We start from the raw sequence: 16,437 nt of genomic DNA on the forward strand, positions 1-16,437 counted from the left end.
AAACCATCCTGTTATTAACTGCCCGCAAGAATACCCGTTGCAGCAAGTGATTACCATCCGGAGGCGCAAAACTAATGTAAAAACAGAGGGTAAAATAGGCACTGTGACAGTGCCGCGCTTGCTCGAAAGCGAAGGGTAAGTGATAATCGAAGGATAGTTAATTAATCACGAGTATGACATGAATCAGGACGAGTATTTTTCGGTCAGTGCCGGGCTAACCATCAACGTCGAGCTGCTTCCCCCCAACGAACAGCTTCCTGATGAGATAGCATTCAGCCATGAAATTCCGCCGCTGTTTCGTGTCGCCAGCGAATGTACCGGCCTCGAGGACGGCATTGAGCAGTCACTGCAAAAGCTAACCAAGGAAGACAGCAAGCCGCTGCTCGATTACCTGACGGCCCAGAACAGCAAGATTAACCTCCTGCTGTCTTACGTGTTGTCACAACAAGACAATCCGGCCCACCGCCATCTCACAGAAACGTTTGGTGCCAGTCAGCTCACATTTTACTCTAACAGTGCTTTTCCTGTCGGCAGCAACGCCCGGGTTAAGCTATTTTTAGACAAGCCATCTGCAGCCGTCTACTGCTATGCCAAAGTCACTGGCAGTGCAGCAAAAGGTAATAAGTTTGAAATTACACTCAAATACAACCGCCTGCAGGAAGATGATCGGGACTTGCTGATACGCGCAGCTCTCTATTTTCAACAAAAACTATTGCGCCAGCGCGCCCAACAGCGAACAGATACCCAGTAAAGCACATGAAATCGAATCAACTACTCTCCCTTCCTTTACCGACCAAGCAAGGGGACAACCGGTTTATCGGTAACGTATCAGGCGCAGCTCTGGCCTTATCTGTTGCAGAACTGGCTCAATTACACCAGGGGCCGGTACTGGCCGTTGTGCCTGATACCCAGACAGCCCTTCGCCTACAGCCCGAAATAACCCAGTTTACCGGCGTAGAAGTTAGCGTCTTTCCGGATTGGGAAACCCTGCCCTACGACAATTTTTCGCCACATCAGGACATCATTTCTGATCGTTTGTCACGCCTGTATAAGCTGCCGACGCAAAGTGACGGGATCATCCTGGTTCCTATCAGTACGCTGTTGCAGCGTCTGACACCGCGTGAATTTATCCACCAGCATGCATTGATGGTTAGCAATGGTGATCGGCTGTCACTGGACAAGCTTCGCCTCCAGCTTGAGGCCTCTGGCTACCGGCATGTTGATCAGGTCATGGAGCATGGCGAGTATGCCAGCCGAGGTTCCCTACTGGATCTTTTCCCGATGGGAAGCAACCAGCCGTACCGTATTGACTTTTTTGATGATGAAGTCGACTCGATTCGCCAGTTTGACCCGGAAAACCAACGCTCGACAGGCGAAATGGACAGTATTCACCTCTTGCCTGCCCACGAATTCCCGACCAATGAGATTGCGGTAGAAAACTTCCGCATGCGCTGGCGCGAACGATTCGAAGCCCGCCGAGAGCCGGAATCTATCTATCAGCAGGTGAGCAAGCGGACCTGGCCGGCCGGCATCGAATACTGGCAGCCGTTGTTTTTCGAGCAAACCGAAACCCTGTTCGACTACCTGCCCGACTCAAGCCTGCTGATCACTATTGGCGAGCTGGAACCGGCAGCAGACCAATTCCTCGGGGACGCCGAATACCGCTTCGAACAGCGCCGCGTTGATCCCCTTCGTCCACTCCTCAGCCCGAAGGAACTCTGGCTAGGCAAAGACGAAATGTTCAGCGGCTTTAAAACCCTGCCGCAAGTTCGTATTCGCCCGGATGCCGAACCGGAAAAGGCCGGTCGCTACAACCCGCAACTGCAACCTGTCCCGACGCTGACTATCAATCACCAGCTCAAGGAGCCTCTTGCCGAGCTTCGTCGTTTCTCGGAGCAGTATGACGGTAAGATTATTTTCTCCGTGGCCTCCGAAGGCCGCCGAGAAGCCCTGCTCGATTTGCTGGCCCGTATCAAGCTTCGCCCTATGGTGTGCAGCACTCTCCACGAGGCCGCCAATGCACCGGGTAAATTTTCGCTGGTTATCGGCGCTGCAGAACAAGGCTTTATCCTGAGCGAGCCCGCTATTGCCTTTATCTGCGAAAGCGACTTGCTGGGCGAGCGTGTGGTGCAACGTCGCCGACGCGAGGATAAGAAAACCGTCAACGCCGATACGATTATTCGCAACCTTGCCGAGCTCCAGATCGGCCAGCCCGTCGTTCATCTCGATCATGGTATCGGTCGCTACCAGGGTCTGCAGACACTGGAAGCCGGCGGGATCACCACCGAATACGTCACACTTGAATACCAGGGCGGCGCCAAGCTGTATGTCCCAGTTGCTTCGCTGCACCTGATCAGCCGCTACTCCGGCGGGGCAGAAGAAACGGCGCCGATTCACAAGCTGGGCGGAGAAACCTGGGCCAAGGCGCGCAAGAAGGCAGCCGAAAAAGTCCGCGATGTGGCAGCCGAGCTGCTTGACGTCTACGCCAAGCGCGAAATGAAGCCCGGTTTTAAATTCACACTCGACCGTGAAGCCTATGCCGATTTCTGCACAGGGTTCCCGTTCGAGGAAACCCATGACCAGGCACTGGCCATCAACGCCGTGCTGTCAGATATGTGCCAGGCCAAAGCCATGGACCGTCTGGTCTGCGGTGACGTCGGCTTTGGTAAAACCGAAGTGGCGATGCGAGCAGCCTTTGTTGCCGTTGATAACAGCAAGCAGGTTACAGTACTGGTACCAACCACCCTGCTGGCACAGCAGCATTTTGAGAACTTCCGCGACCGTTTTGCCAATACCCCGGTACGGGTCGAAGTATTATCCCGCTTCAAGACGGCCAAAGAGCAGAAGCAGATCTTGGCCGATGTTGCAGAGGGCAAAATCGACATCTTGATCGGTACCCACAAACTGCTCAATACCTCGGTCAGCTACCAGGATCTGGGATTACTGATTGTCGATGAAGAACACCGTTTCGGTGTCCGCCAGAAAGAGAAAATCAAGGCAATTCGTTCGGATGTCGATATCCTGACGCTAACAGCCACCCCGATCCCCCGAACCCTGAACATGGCGATGAGCGGAATGCGCGATCTGTCGATTATCGCCACTCCGCCGGCACGCCGTCTGGCTATCAAGACCTTCGTTCGCGAGCGCGAGGATATCCTGGTTCGTGAAGCCGTTCTTCGTGAAATCATGCGTGGCGGGCAGGTCTACTTCCTTCACAATGATGTCGACTCCATCGAAAAAACGGCCGAAGATCTGGCCAAGCTGATCCCGGAGGCACGTATCACCTTTGCCCACGGGCAGATGCGCGAGCGCGAGCTTGAGAGAATCATGAGTGATTTCTATCACCAGCGTTTCAACCTGCTTGTCTGTACCACGATTATCGAAACCGGTATCGATGTCCCGACCGCCAACACCATAGTGATTAACCGTGCCGACCATCTTGGTCTGGCCCAGTTGCACCAGTTACGCGGCCGTGTCGGACGTTCCCACCACCAGGCCTATGCCTACCTGCTGACACCACACCCGAAACGGATGACCAAAGATGCGGTCAAACGCCTGGAGGCGATCTCGTCACTCGAAGATCTCGGTGCCGGCTTTACCCTGGCAACCCATGATCTCGAAATTCGCGGTGCCGGGGAGCTCCTGGGCGACGAGCAGAGCGGTCAAATCCAGTCTGTCGGCTTCACCCTGTTTATGGAAATGCTGGAACAGGCTGTCGAGGCTCTGAAAGAAGGCAAGGAGCCGTCGCTGGATGATCTTCTAAAACAGCAGACTGAAATTGAACTAAGACTGCCGGCATTACTGCCCGACGAATATATCCCGGATATCAATACCCGTCTGTCGCTCTACAAACGTATTGCCAGTGCCGACAGCGAAAACGCCCTGAACGAGCTGAAAGTCGAGCTAATAGACCGCTTTGGCCTATTGCCGGATGCAACCACCAACCTGCTGACAGTCAACAAACTTAAACTGAAAGCAGCCGGTTTGGGCGTACGCCGTATCGAGGCTGGCGAGAAAGGCGGGTATGTGGAATTTGCCCAAAACGCGTCTATCAACCCGGGCTTCCTGGTCAATCTGTTACAGTCACAGCCGCAGCATTACCGGATGGATGGCCCGACTAAACTGAAAGTGATGGCACCAATGAGCGATCGCAAAGACCGAATTAAGTATGTTGACGGGCTTTTAACAAAGCTTTCGGAAAACACCCTATAATTGATGGCACTATAGTGCGGAGTATTATCTTGAAAAAACTGATTTATTTGCTGCTTATTGCCATTAGCTGGCCAAGTCTGGCAGCGCGACAATTTGATATTGAGGTTATTCTGTTCAAGCGCAATATCGACCCGGCGCAAGTCAGTGAGGCCTGGCCGGATCAGCAGAAACCCGTCAACATGAAAGGCACTGTGTCTTTCGACGATGAAAGTCTGCTGGCCAACAAGGACATCAGCCTGATGTTGCCAGAACAGTTTCAGTTGATCCCACAGTACGACAAGCTCAAAGGCCATGCCGGTTTCACCCCTCTGGCCCATTTTGGCTGGCGCCAGGGTGATTTGAGCAAAGCTGCGGCACCGAAATTTCATCTGACAGCCGGACGGGACTATTCGGCCCAATATCTTGCCGACGGTACTTCGAAAGCCGTCCTGAGCCGCGAGGCCACGACTAGCCCGCAACCGGAGCTACCTGCTGTTGCCGAAAGCGAAACGGTGATGACAACAGACGGTATGCCTACTACGACTGAAGTGCCAACAGTTGCCCCCGAGCCACCGCTTTATGAACTGGAAGGTAGTATTCGCGTGTACGTTCAGCACTATCTGTTTACCGAGACCAGCCTGGACTTGCGCGAGCCGGGTCGTCGTGAGGTGATTGTCGGTGCCGAGCCTATTGACCTCGAAACGGATCTCCTGGCCGAAGACAGCAATGTTCAGGTAGGCCACTTACAGGAAGTGAAGAAAAAAGTGGAAGTTGAGGAATTCCTGAAATCCTACCGCTTTGAGCAACAGCGAAAAATGCGCAGCGGCGAAACCCACTACCTCGATCACCCATTGATGGGCATGGTCATTCAGATCCGCCGGATTGAAGAATAACCCGTCCAACGTGATGACATCGAGAAGGCTGCCCGTGGGCAGCCTTTTTATCGGCGCAAAAAGTAAATAGATTTCACAGATATAGTCACCACCCGTTGCCGACATGCCGCTACCTTCCTATGCTTACCTTGGACACAAGATCTCCCTCAGGGACGTAAGCTAAGGAAAGTTTCCCCCCATGAATACCGATTTTGACATCTCCACGCCGCGACTTTTGCTTCGCCCCTACAAGATTGTCGATCTTAACGAACTTATTGATGCAGTCAGGTCATCTGTATCCGAGCTGAGCCCATGGCTAAGCTGGTGTACGCCAGACTACGACCAGCATGATGCCTACGAGTGGATCAATGCCAGTAGAAATAACTGGCGGAACAATATCAGTTATGAAGTGGGGATTTTTGACCATTACTCCGGACAGCTTGCCGGTAGCGTATCGCTCAATAACGTGTCAATAGCCTTGAACTCGGCGGAGCTCGGCTACTGGATCCGGAGTTCCTTCCATCGTCAAGGGTTTGCGACCGAAGCCTGTCAGGCTATCAGTGAATTTGCGTTCAGTACCTTGGGGCTGACCCGGTTGGAGATTGTTACCCATACAGGCAATCTGGCCAGCCAAAGAACGGCACTGGCGATTAACGCGAAATTCGAATGTACTGCCAGAAACCGGATCTTTGCTGCGGGCAAACCCTGCGACGGGTTGGTATTTTCACTGATCCCGCAAGACTTGCGCCCTGCCAGGCCAACACCATTTTTTCCGACAGCATAATCTTTTCACAGTGAGCGGGATCACTGCCTGCAGACGGACAAAGTTGGTATGAATTATACGGTTAAGGTACTATGAGCCAGACCTCAAGCTAAGGAGCGGGTAACTATCGTGTTTAAAATTATCATCACTATTGCGATCATCGGCCTTGTCATTTTCTTCATGCAACGCTCTCAAAGCAATAAGCAATCAGCAGCAGAAAACATCAAGATTGGTCAGGAGTTTCTGGCTGAAAACGGACAGCAGGAAGGCGTGAAAGCCACAGAGTCCGGCCTACAGTATCTAGTTCTTCAGGAAGGTACCGGCACGGTACACCCGAAACCGTCTGACAAAGTCACCGTTCACTACCACGGTACGCTGATTGACGGCACCGTATTTGACAGTTCGGTCGAACGTGGCAAAACTATCGAGTTTGGCCTTGGCCAGGTCATCAAAGGCTGGACTGAAGGATTACAGCTGATGGTTGAAGGGGAAAAGACCCGGTTGTTTATTCCCGCAGAGCTTGCCTACGGCAACCGCTCAGTCGGCTCGATCCCGGCCGGTTCGGTACTGATCTTTGATGTCGAGCTCATCAAGATCAATTAAGGCATTTACCTGACCATATAAAAAGTCTTGAAGTAAAGCATTACGATATAAAAACGCCGCTAACAAACAGCGGCGTTTTTATAGGTAACCAATAACGACTAACTATTAGTGTAACTTCAGGTTCGGTCGCAACACACGGTTAATCCGACCGACAAGCATCATCAGGCCGGTCTTGAACACACCGTGAAGCGCGACCAGGTGCATTCGGTACAGCGAGATATACACCACGCGGGCAATACGCCCCTCGACCATCATCGAGCCCTTGGTCAGGTTGCCCATCAGGCTACCTACCGTCGAGAAGCGGCTGAGCGAAACCAGTGAGCCATGGTCGCTATAGATATAAGGCTTCTGCGCGCGAGCTGTCATCTTGGCAACGATGTTTGAGAAACAGCGGCTCGCCATCTGGTGCGCGGCCTGGGCACGCGGCGGAACGAAACTACCGTCCTCCTGCTCGCAGCAAGCCAAGTCACCAATCACGTAAATATCGTCATCACGAGTTGTCTGCAGTGTCGGCTTGACCACCAACTGGTTAATGCGGTTCGTTTCAAGACCCGCAATCTCTTTCATGAAATCAGGCGCCTTGATACCGGCAGCCCACACCATGATTTGAGCCGGGATATGATCGCCATCTTTGGTTGTCAGGCCGGTTTCGTCAGCCTTGGTCACCATGGTCGCCGTACGCACATTCACCCCAAGCTTGGTCAGTTCGCTATGTGCCGCGCTGGAGATACGTGGTGGCAGTGCCGGAAGAATACGCTCGCCCGCCTCAACCAGGTTGACATTCAGGCGCGAACTGTCCAGATCGCCGAACCCATAGGTACGCAGCTCCTTCACCGCGTTGTGCAGCTCTGCCGACAGCTCGACCCCGGTTGCACCGGCACCGACAATCGCAATATCAACGGTTTTTTGGTCTTTATTCGCGTGCAGCTTCAGGAACTGGTTGTTCATTTCAGTACGGAAACGGTGCGCCTGCTCCGGGCTATCCAGGAAAATACAGTTGTCGCGCACACCCGGCGTATTGAAGTCATTGGATGTCGAGCCAATCGCCAATACCAGAATATCGTATTCCAGCTCGCGCTCCGGCATTAATAGCTCGTCGTGCTCATCATAGAGTGCGGCCAGCTTGATTGACTTGTTCTCGCGATCAATCGACTGCAGGCTGCCCATCTGAAAATCAAACGAATGGTTTTTTGCGTGGGCACGGTAGCTCAGGGCATCAACCCCGGCATCCATTGAGCCGGTTGCCACTTCATGCAGCAGCGGCTTCCACAGGTGGCTAGCTTTGCGATCGACAAGTGTTACTGTTGCACGGCGTTTGCGCCCCAGAGTACGACCCAATTTGGTCGCAAGCTCCAGACCGCCCGCACCGCCACCAACTACGATAATACGAGTCACGATAACTTCCTCTTATTTTGTATAAATTTTATTGCTCAGAGCCGAATGGTCCGTTATTCATCCCTAAACGACAGATGACAACGCTCTGGCTAACTGACTAATACCAAACTGAACAATGCTCTGATCACGCAGGCAAGCCAAAGTCCACTGTGCAATTTGGTATTGAAGCAGACGGACCGGGCCCGTCTGCGGAGGGTAGGAGGTAATTAACGTGTTTCTTTAAAGGATTTTATAGTTTGTAGATGCTGCGAGATCTTTTTAAATTTATGCGTTTGGTTCTCATCCCAGATGATTTCGTAGTAATCACCCAAGGCATCTTTTGTATCGCGATTATCTAATACTTCATCATTAGTTGAAAGTATGCAAAGGCAATTCCCGGCATTTTTTTTACGAAAGTCTGTAACACATTTTGTCGAGATGTCGGCATATTCTTCAGGTCGGTCGATTCTTCCTTCCATGTTCAGTTCAGGGTGCAAATTTGGGTTAAATATGACCTGTTTGATCCCACACAAAAAGCCAATACGCTCAGACCAAAAGCCACCGAGCCCTACCCCACAAATCAGCGGATTAGGGTCACTGGATTCTTCGATTAACTTGTGCACTTCCTTGAGCAAATGCTGCATATCGTGCTTAGGGTGGAGTGTACTGTAATTCACAAAGCGAACATCAGGGTCAATAAATTGAAGCTGTAGTACCTTTTCATGATTACCCGGGCTTGTAGAATCAAAGCCATGCAGATAGATGATCATTTGTTATCCCCGTCATTCTTATTCTTAACTCTGAATTTAATCTAACACGTTTCGTAAGGTTTAAAAGGCAAAAAACACTATTTTCTTAACAACCAAGTGCCATTTTTCGCTATTGATTTATCAAAACCGCTACATCTTTGCGAATTGCACTTAACCGATTATCAAAAAACCGAAGCTGGTTCTGTGACAGGCTGTGGTTAAATCGTCTTAACAGCTCAAAACGGCGATTAAGGTAATAATTCAGTTCAGCCTGAATGGCATCATTTTCCAGGGCAACCAGACGCTGGAGCTCACGACTCAGCTCGGCTTCAAACTCCGGCCGCTCTCGATTTGTCATCAGCACACGCCAATTTTGCAGAAACTGATACCAAACAGTGAAAAATTCCGGTTCCATTTCAACCTGATACCCGGCCAGCTCTTTCAGCAAGGCATTCTGCCTGCTGCTCAGCGAGCCAACCCAGTCCGCGGCCGTCTCCTGAAGGGCACTCGCCCTTTTATCGATCTTCTGCCTGGTCGTCAGGATCTCGCGCTCTTGCTTAACCTCATCAATGGCAGATTGAATATTACCGTTCAGCTGCGCCACTTGCTGATCATCCAGCAGTTTGAGGGTTGCCGCCAACGGTTTGGCCAGCAGAGCCACTGAATCCTGCCCCAGAGAGGTGAACGAAAAGTGATAGCCACGGACCTGACCAAACGACAACTGGTGCTGCAAATCAGATTGCAACGCAAAAATTTCACGATGGATCTTTGGCAGCTCCTGCCGGCGGTGAATAGCCAATGCTTTGTCCAGCTCGGCATCAAATACCTTTTCCTGGCTGGAGGTCAGCGTGACATAACCTGAAAGGTAATACGGGATCCAGTAGTTGAGAGTATTGTAGCCAAGGCGCATCACACACCCCAAAAGGGTAATCATGATAAAAGCACCCGTAGCAAAACGCATCAGCCTTTGGGGCATCTTAACTCCCTTTCAATTGCTTAAGCAGAACAATGAATCGGTGAATTAATAGTGTAGACCTGAGTTTCGGCAGTATACCCAAACTACCTCAAGATGCAGGATTCAGAGTGAGACCAGCGTGCTCAGTTCAAGGAAAATGACGGTAGGAATGGTAGTCCCTTTCAACGTTATTTGACACTGAAATGGACGCGCTGGCTCACTCCCTAAGGGCGAGTTTACTTGGCTTCTATGCGTTGTTACCGATTATCAATTTAGAGCCACTAGATTTTCTAATCGGTGCCTAGCCTACAAGCCAAGTAATTCTCGCTGAAACGAGCATCTTGAGGTAGCTTGGGTATATATTTCGCAGCAAAGAAACTGCAGGGAAGTTAGTGCCACAAGGTGCCAGCTTCTAAGTTAGCAACCTGTTCCGGCTTGACGCCGTTCAACAGNTTTCGCAGCAAAGAAACTGCAGGGAAGTTAGTGCCACAAGGTGCCAGCTTCTAAGTTAGCAACCTGTTCCGGCTTGACGCCGTTCAACAGTCAAGTCATGCCCCAGAGGCTAAATCATGATTAGAGTAGCTCTCGGAATAGCTCTTGGGCAAGCTTGTCGGCTTCAGTCTGGTAGCTGTTATCATGCCACACCGTTGCTCCAACGTAATACCAGAGCACTGCCAGATAACGGCACCAAGGCTGCCATGCCGTTACCGCAGCCAGCCAGCGCTCATGCTCCTGGGTGCCCAGTAGCTGGCAGTAAGCCGCAACAGCATGCTCCCGCTCCAAGCCATTGGCAATGATTGTCAGTGCCAGATCAAGGGAAGGATCTCCCGCGGCTGCGTATTCCCAGTCAATCACCCGATTATGGCCTTCGGGCTGGCAAATAATATTGTAGCGACCCAGGTCGTGGTGGCAGCAAGTATCATCAAACCAGTTCTGCAGGGGAAGGTTCTGAAAATAGTTAACTATCTGCTGCAGTGAGGGGGATTTGTACCTGTCATCGATCTGCTCCCAGTAATGGGCAGTCTTCTGCTTTACATCAAGACGCCAGCGAGGTACTGGCAAGGCATGAATACCAGCCTGGAGCTGAAGCAGCTCCTCATCAGACAGGTTATCAGCAGCCGTCGTCCCTTCAAGCCACTCAACGAGCAAGCCCTTATCTAGCAGCGCAATACTACGAGGGGCCAGGTTTGATGACTCAAGGCTGTTTAGTACCTGATGCTCACGTTCACGAGAGAGCCCGAATGCCAAGCTTGATTTGGCAATCGGTCGCCATACTGCCTTTGAGCATATGGCCGTACGTTCATCTCGGAGTTCAAGCAACCAGCAACGGTTACTCAGGCCGCCGGTCAGCGGCCTGGCAGAAAGTAACTCGATATCCGGCAAGGCATTCAGTAAAGCGGGATCAAACGTATTCACTCATCGCCTCACGTCTTGACAGAGATCGAGCATATAGTGCTATTACCAGCCCAGCAGGCTCTTGGCTTCCTGCTTGCGGATTTCAGTTTCGTCCGCCCATTCGACCAGACCGGTTTCCAGATCCATCAGGCGCATTGTCATCTTGTAGTACACGTCTTTATCGCTACCAGCCTGCTTGACGATACTGGCCAGGTTGCCGTATAGCATGTATTCCGCACCCACCATTTTACCAAACTGAATCGCAGTGCTCTGATTCACCAGCTCATCGTTATTTTGGAAGTTCAGTTGCTTACGCACATTTTCAACACGCGTCATATCAACGAAACGGAATTTACCCGAGTTTAGCAGGCGCGTACTGACCGAGTCAGTCACCGATTCGGTATCGATATGCTCGCTGGTTTTATTCTTAATTCCGTCAACAACAATAATTGGTCGGTTGCCGTTACCGGTGATGTAGGCCACGGAACCTGAGCTCAGCATGCTATCGGTCATTTCCTCAGCAATCTTTTGCAGATCCGTCGAGCCAAACTCGATAGTCGTGGTTTCAGCAGCCTGTGCATCGCCATAGCTGACCTTCTGCGCACAACCGCCCATCAATGCAGCTACGCCTAATAATGCAATTACGCTTTTTTTCATCTTATTACCTTTCATTACTGTTGTCGCAGAACAGGCCACCGGGGTGGCCTCAATCCCCATTAATAATCCGCTTCGCGGATATAGATACGATACTGTTTGGCTTCAGGCTTTCTGGCAACCGCCTGCAAAGTGACTGAGTCCCTGCCATGAAGTACAAACTGGCGCCACGGAGTGTCACTGCCGTAGACTTCCAACCCCTGAGCATCGTACCAGTAGAAGCGGTATTGCAACTTCATATCCGAATCGACTTTACTGGTAACGGGTACACCCGCCTTCATCAACCCATTCGTTTCAGCAACTATCGCTTTCTCGATTTCAATCTGACCTGCCAGCGATGAGTTGCCAATCACTACGTTCTGGTTGCTGCTTTCAATACTGATCCCAGATGTTGTCGACGAACAGGCAGAAAGCGCCAGCGCGAACACCAAGACAGAAATATATTTCATCATTAACTCTCCCCTAACAATACCGACCACCAGCTAAGCTTATTTCCCTGACGGGAAACCCAGACCATTGTGGTTCGCCCTGCCGCAACCTTGATGTCCAGGCTCTGGCCGCTCCAGCTGAGTTTATGTGTCCCTGCTTGTAAATCAGTATGATACATACTGATTGAAGATGGTAGAGATTGCCAGCTTCGGGTATCCGGTTGCTCGGTCAGCGTATTAAAAATGTTGGCGAGCGCATTGCCCAGTTCATTACCATTCTTCGCTGCCGACTTCCTGACTTCGTCTTTTGCCAAGACCCGTAACGCCTGGCGAACAACAATCACCGGCAGCTCCTCGTTCAGGCTGTTCCTGGCCATATTGTCAACGTTCGCCAACTCACTCCCGTTAACGGGCTCATCATCAAGCACCAATGTACTCATCGGCGGGCGAGAGGAATTCCGGTAGTAAGGCAATGACAGGTTATAAATCGCCCCGTCACCTCGACTGTCCTGCAGCCATAGAGGCAAGCGCCATCCGTCTCGGGCCAGAACAACCCCCTGCTCGTCCAGAATGACCACCCGGCCTTCTCCCGCCTTAGCCGGCGCGTATGTACCATACCGCGCCTGCAGCCGGGTAAGATCCTCGGTCATCTGCATCTGCGTCGCAAGCCGCAATACGGTATTGGCGATGTACATGTTGTTCGGTGCGACCGCCAGTGCCCGCTTATAGTCGATATAGGCACTGTTCAGGTCACCGTCGGCCTCATACAAAATACCCGACAGATAAAATAAATAGCCATTTTGAACATTGGCAAGCTTCTCCCCGGCATCCGGGTAACGGGCCAGCACGGCACCAAGATTCTGGTTCATCCCCTTGCGCTGTGCTTCCTGTGCCGCCTGACCAAGTTCGGCCTCGCGCAATTTCCGGGCAGCTTCCTGAACCAGGTTAGCCCTTCGGACCTCTACCAGCGCCCCTTCCAAGTCCTTTTGCTGGATATAGTTGAGAGCAAGATAAAGGTGCATAAACCCCAGCTCGTAATCCGCGGGCTGGTAGGTGATCATATTATCATTGGTCAGCAGTGCCCCGGCCTGATTCAGGCCTTCGGACAACTGGATCACGGCCTGCCGCTGCTGCTCTTTGACCGCCATATCTGCACGCTGAAGCGCGGCAAAACTGTCCGGGTACTGCCCGGCGACAAAATTCACCCGCCCCCGCTCCATCCCGTCAAGGATATCTCCTGCCGGAGCATCAGGGAGGGCTTCGACCGCCTCGGTGTAATTACCCTGTTGCAAGGCTTGGTGAACCTGCGCATTCGACGCGCTGTAATGACTGAATAAACTCTGAGTCGACAAGTTCGCACAGGCCGTTATGCTCAGCGATAACATCAGCACTGCGGCACGTTTTAGCATTGTGTTAGTAACCCATATTCAAAAACAAAAAAGTCTGAGTGTTCATAGTAAAAGAACATAATCCACTCAGACCTGACCCAGCAATATTAGTTCCCGCGGTTATCACGGCGATCTATTGTTACTTACCCAACCAGCATCGGGCCTAATGGGCGACCGGCAAGAAGGTGCATGTGAATGTGGTACACTTCCTGACCGCCATGCGGGTTGCAATTGACAATCAGACGGTATCCGTCCTCCGATACCCCTTCTTTCTCTGCCAGCTTACGTGCAACCGTAAACAGACGCCCCATCATGGCTTCATCATCCGCTTCGACGTCATTGACCGTCGGAATAAGTTTGTTGGGAGTAATTAGGATATGGCTTGGCGCACGCGGATTAATATCCCGAAATGCAGTCACTAAATCATCCTGATATAGGACATCTGCCGGAATTTCCTTACGAATAATTTTACTGAAGATAGTTTCTTCTGCCATATCATGCTCCATTTACTATGTTGTGTCTCAGGTTATCTCCTGTCAGTGGAGTATGCTTGAGTCCAAACTATAGAGCAATATTGAACACCGTTTTAAACCATTAATCCAGTAAATATTTCATAAATTAAGTTATTTTTTGATGCCGCCGTCAAAGTATGTAGCGCTGAATTTCATTTATCATTTGCTGCTACTGCTCGTCCCCATGGCAAGATGCTAGAGTGGTATGTGTCGATTTTGTCTTTTTCAGTTTGCTTTTTTTGCTACTTAAAATTACAACATCACAATTTATACGAAGGTCAATAACATAATTACAGCTTCGTATTAATGTACTTTATGTGGGCTTGCTGTCGCTCACGTTTGCCAGAGTTTAGGGATATTATGAAGACAACAAGACAGACCTCTGTCATTCGACGTATGTACACTGGTTTTGCGGTAATGGTCATACTGTTTGCTGCAACCATTTTTCTGATGCTGGATGGAACAAACCGGATCCACAACCAACTAAAAACGGTCACATCTGATGCCCTGCCGCTGGTGTCTACCGCCAACCAGACCAGTGTTCGACTTCTTGCCGCCGACAAAATATTCAAGGACTTTCTCACCAGCCAGAATCCGGAACGGATGAAGACCTACGAAGATAACTTCAGTCAGGCCCACATCGCCTTTATCGCAGCACTTGATCAGCTCCGAGAAGCCGCGTCGGGTAATGATGCCCTAAGCACCCAATTGAACGAGCTTATCGCCCTAGAAGAACGGTATTTTTCCGAAGCCCATGTCGCCATGGACAACTATCGTGCCCAACTGCTTGCGCAAGAAGCCCGATTGAAGTCAGCACGTCATTTTCAGCAGCTCCACAACGAGCTAAATACACGGATGAAAGAGTACATCGAAGATCAGAGCAGTATTTCTGTCAAAATGATCGCGAAAAATTATTTCATCAAGCTTCGCCAGACCGAAACCATCACTTCTGACGCCCTGGCGACAGATAACATCACGGTCATCGAAAAAGCGGTCAAAAGCAACAAACGAAACGTCAACCACCTCGGTAACGCCTATCGCTCACTCACCGCCCTGATTCCGGAGCTCAAAGGCACCTTCGACAAATCTATTGCCCAGTACACCCTTGATATCGGCAAGTCCGGCGGGGTGCTGGATGTGCATTTTCGCTACATTGAGGCCCGCAACCGCCTCTACGACAACATTGCAACACTGGCCACAGAAATCGATCAGGCCACCAACCTGCTCGATACCTTCAGAACCAAGGCCAACGATTACATGGAAAGCGCGATCGCCAATGCCGACAATGCCTATAGCCGTGGGCTGACCAATGCCATTCTAATTGGTATCGGTGCGACCCTGTTTGCCGTTTTCATTGGCTGGTATCTGGCGCAAAGTGTCCGCAAGCCGCTTGAGTCAACGCTGAAGACCCTGGAAGCACTTACCAACGGTGACATGACCAAGCGTAGCGACAACAATAATTTCGTCGAATTCAACAAGCTCAGCCGCCATATCAATACGCTGGCCGATAACTTACAAGAAGTACTGGGCAAACTCAGCCAGGCATCTCAGGACCTGACATCGGTTGCCGAGGAAAACCAGTCAACAACCACCGAAGCGAAAAACCGTCTCAACGAGCAACGACAGCAAACCGCTTCTGTTGCCACTGCCATGACAGAGATGGAACAATCTGTGACGGATGTCTCACACAGTGCACAAAATACCATGGAGCGAGTCCACGAGGTAGAGAAGGCCTCCAACACCGGCCGCGAAGTCATGAGTCGCAATATCAACACCGCCCATCAGCTTTCCGAGCGCCTGGACGAATCCGTCAATGCGGTATCCAAGCTTCAGGAGATGAGCAGCAGTATCGGCTCAATTCTGGATGTAATTCGTAACATCGCCGATCAAACCAATCTGCTGGCACTAAATGCGGCCATTGAGGCAGCACGGGCTGGCGACCAGGGCCGCGGCTTTGCGGTCGTGGCCGACGAGGTTCGCGTGCTGGCCAAGCGCACCACCGACTCGACAGCGGAAATTGAAACCATGATTCAAAGCCTGCAGTCACGTTCAGGCCAAGCGGTATCGGTGATGCAAAGCTGTGTTGGCGAGATGGAAAACAGCATTAGCCAGGCGTCGGATGCCAATAGTGCGATGGAGGAAATTCAGGCGATCATCTTCGAAATCAGCCAGATGAGTTCGCAAATCGCCCAGGCTGCCGAAGAACAGCGTACTACGACAACCTCTATAGCCCGTAGCCTGGAAGATATCAGCCATATTGCTGACTCCAACTACAATTCAATGGAAGAAGTCGCCGAAGCCAGCAGCAAGCTCGATAGCCTGGCCCACCAGCAAAACGACCTGGTGATGCGATTTAAGCTGTAACTTCAATACATCGACGACAGCAATCACTAAAGCCAGCATTATTGCTGGCTTTGATTTATCACCCTGTAGCAACCCGCAACCACGAGCAACAAGAGTGCAAACGATTGCGCTTTAAATCATCAACTGGTTACTTTGTTTGATCATTGCGCTTTACTTAAGGTAGGGATGCTTTTAGAATCGGGCAAATTT

At 51.1% G+C, this 16,437-nt stretch carries 14 protein-coding genes; 6 read left to right on the top strand and 8 right to left on the bottom strand.

Features of this window, described 5'->3' with window-relative positions; all coding sequences use genetic code 11:
• The first annotated feature begins 178 nt into the window (after window positions 1–178).
• From BIT28_RS18875 to bamJ, 5 genes are all read left to right on the top strand, one after another.
• Window positions 179–751, top strand: coding sequence for a PilZ domain-containing protein (locus BIT28_RS18875; RefSeq protein WP_075766490.1), 573 nt, complete (start codon window positions 179–181; stop codon window positions 749–751).
• A gap of 5 nt (window positions 752–756) precedes the next feature.
• Window positions 757–4,212, top strand: a complete 3,456-nt coding sequence (gene mfd / locus BIT28_RS18880) for a transcription-repair coupling factor (protein WP_075766491.1) — start codon at window positions 757–759, stop codon at window positions 4,210–4,212.
• Between the two features lie 29 nt (window positions 4,213–4,241).
• On the top strand, window positions 4,242–5,084 hold the full coding sequence (locus BIT28_RS18885) for a peptidoglycan binding protein CsiV (RefSeq protein ID WP_075766583.1): 843 nt from the start codon (window positions 4,242–4,244) through the stop codon (window positions 5,082–5,084).
• A 178-nt stretch (window positions 5,085–5,262) separates the two neighbouring features.
• Window positions 5,263–5,847 (top strand): GNAT family N-acetyltransferase, encoded by a 585-nt coding sequence (locus BIT28_RS18890; RefSeq protein WP_075766492.1) that lies wholly within the window; start codon window positions 5,263–5,265, stop codon window positions 5,845–5,847.
• A 108-nt stretch (window positions 5,848–5,955) separates the two neighbouring features.
• Complete coding sequence (gene bamJ / locus BIT28_RS18895; RefSeq protein ID WP_075766493.1) at window positions 5,956–6,429, top strand: BamJ family beta-barrel-assembly machinery protein; 474 nt, start codon at window positions 5,956–5,958, stop codon at window positions 6,427–6,429.
• 105 nt (window positions 6,430–6,534) lie between these two features.
• On the opposite strand, the gene BIT28_RS18900 is transcribed toward bamJ, so the two are convergent.
• From BIT28_RS18900 to hinT, 8 genes are all read right to left on the bottom strand, one after another.
• Window positions 6,535–7,824, bottom strand: coding sequence for an NAD(P)/FAD-dependent oxidoreductase (locus tag BIT28_RS18900; protein ID WP_075766494.1), 1,290 nt, complete (start codon window positions 7,822–7,824; stop codon window positions 6,535–6,537).
• Between the two features lie 206 nt (window positions 7,825–8,030).
• Window positions 8,031–8,573: an alpha/beta hydrolase YcfP gene (gene ycfP, locus BIT28_RS18905; protein ID WP_075766495.1), complete on the bottom strand. Its 543-nt coding sequence runs from the start codon at window positions 8,571–8,573 to the stop codon at window positions 8,031–8,033.
• 109 nt (window positions 8,574–8,682) lie between these two features.
• Entirely contained in the window at window positions 8,683–9,486 is an 804-nt protein-coding gene (locus BIT28_RS18910; RefSeq protein WP_245823778.1) for a DUF6279 family lipoprotein, read from the bottom strand.
• 594 nt (window positions 9,487–10,080) lie between these two features.
• The gene (locus tag BIT28_RS18915; RefSeq protein WP_075766497.1) at window positions 10,081–10,923 is read right to left on the bottom strand and encodes a phosphotransferase; all 843 of its coding nucleotides are present in this window, start codon (window positions 10,921–10,923) and stop codon (window positions 10,081–10,083) included.
• Between the two features lie 42 nt (window positions 10,924–10,965).
• Entirely contained in the window at window positions 10,966–11,559 is a 594-nt protein-coding gene (lpoB, locus tag BIT28_RS18920) for a penicillin-binding protein activator LpoB (protein ID WP_075766584.1), read from the bottom strand.
• A 59-nt stretch (window positions 11,560–11,618) separates the two neighbouring features.
• Window positions 11,619–12,005, bottom strand: coding sequence for a YcfL family putative periplasmic lipoprotein (locus BIT28_RS18925; RefSeq protein WP_075766585.1), 387 nt, complete (start codon window positions 12,003–12,005; stop codon window positions 11,619–11,621).
• A gap of 2 nt (window positions 12,006–12,007) precedes the next feature.
• A complete protein-coding gene (locus BIT28_RS18930; protein ID WP_075766498.1) occupies window positions 12,008–13,393 on the bottom strand; it encodes a COG3014 family protein in 1,386 nt (461 codons plus the stop codon).
• A 122-nt stretch (window positions 13,394–13,515) separates the two neighbouring features.
• Window positions 13,516–13,866 (bottom strand): purine nucleoside phosphoramidase, encoded by a 351-nt coding sequence (gene hinT / locus BIT28_RS18935; protein ID WP_075766586.1) that lies wholly within the window; start codon window positions 13,864–13,866, stop codon window positions 13,516–13,518.
• Window positions 13,867–14,244: 378 nt separating this feature from the next.
• Here hinT and BIT28_RS18940 point away from each other — a divergent pair, with 378 nt between their 5' ends.
• The gene (locus BIT28_RS18940; RefSeq protein ID WP_075766499.1) at window positions 14,245–16,248 is read left to right on the top strand and encodes a methyl-accepting chemotaxis protein; all 2,004 of its coding nucleotides are present in this window, start codon (window positions 14,245–14,247) and stop codon (window positions 16,246–16,248) included.
• Window positions 16,249–16,437 lie beyond the last annotated feature (189 nt).

It is taken from the genome of Photobacterium proteolyticum, assembly GCF_001939735.1.
Classification (GTDB): Bacteria; Pseudomonadota; Gammaproteobacteria; order Enterobacterales; family Vibrionaceae; genus Photobacterium; species Photobacterium proteolyticum.

Bases quoted from the DNA above. Each gene is read 5' to 3' on its own strand.
- BIT28_RS18875 (WP_075766490.1), top strand. From the start codon at position 179: ATGAATCAGGACGAGTATTTTTCGGTCAGTGCCGGGCTAACCATCAAC.
- BIT28_RS18890 (WP_075766492.1), top strand. From the start codon at position 5,263: ATGAATACCGATTTTGACATCTCCACGCCGCGACTTTTGCTTCGCCCC.
- hinT (WP_075766586.1), bottom strand. From the start codon at position 13,866: ATGGCAGAAGAAACTATCTTCAGTAAAATTATTCGTAAGGAAATTCCG.
- BIT28_RS18940 (WP_075766499.1), top strand. From the start codon at position 14,245: ATGAAGACAACAAGACAGACCTCTGTCATTCGACGTATGTACACTGGT.
- lpoB (WP_075766584.1), bottom strand. From the start codon at position 11,559: ATGAAAAAAAGCGTAATTGCATTATTAGGCGTAGCTGCATTGATGGGC.
- ycfP (WP_075766495.1), bottom strand. From the start codon at position 8,573: ATGATCATCTATCTGCATGGCTTTGATTCTACAAGCCCGGGTAATCAT.
- BIT28_RS18930 (WP_075766498.1), bottom strand. From the start codon at position 13,393: ATGCTAAAACGTGCCGCAGTGCTGATGTTATCGCTGAGCATAACGGCC.
- BIT28_RS18925 (WP_075766585.1), bottom strand. From the start codon at position 12,005: ATGAAATATATTTCTGTCTTGGTGTTCGCGCTGGCGCTTTCTGCCTGT.
- mfd (WP_075766491.1), top strand. From the start codon at position 757: ATGAAATCGAATCAACTACTCTCCCTTCCTTTACCGACCAAGCAAGGG.
- BIT28_RS18910 (WP_245823778.1), bottom strand. From the start codon at position 9,486: ATGATTACCCTTTTGGGGTGTGTGATGCGCCTTGGCTACAATACTCTC.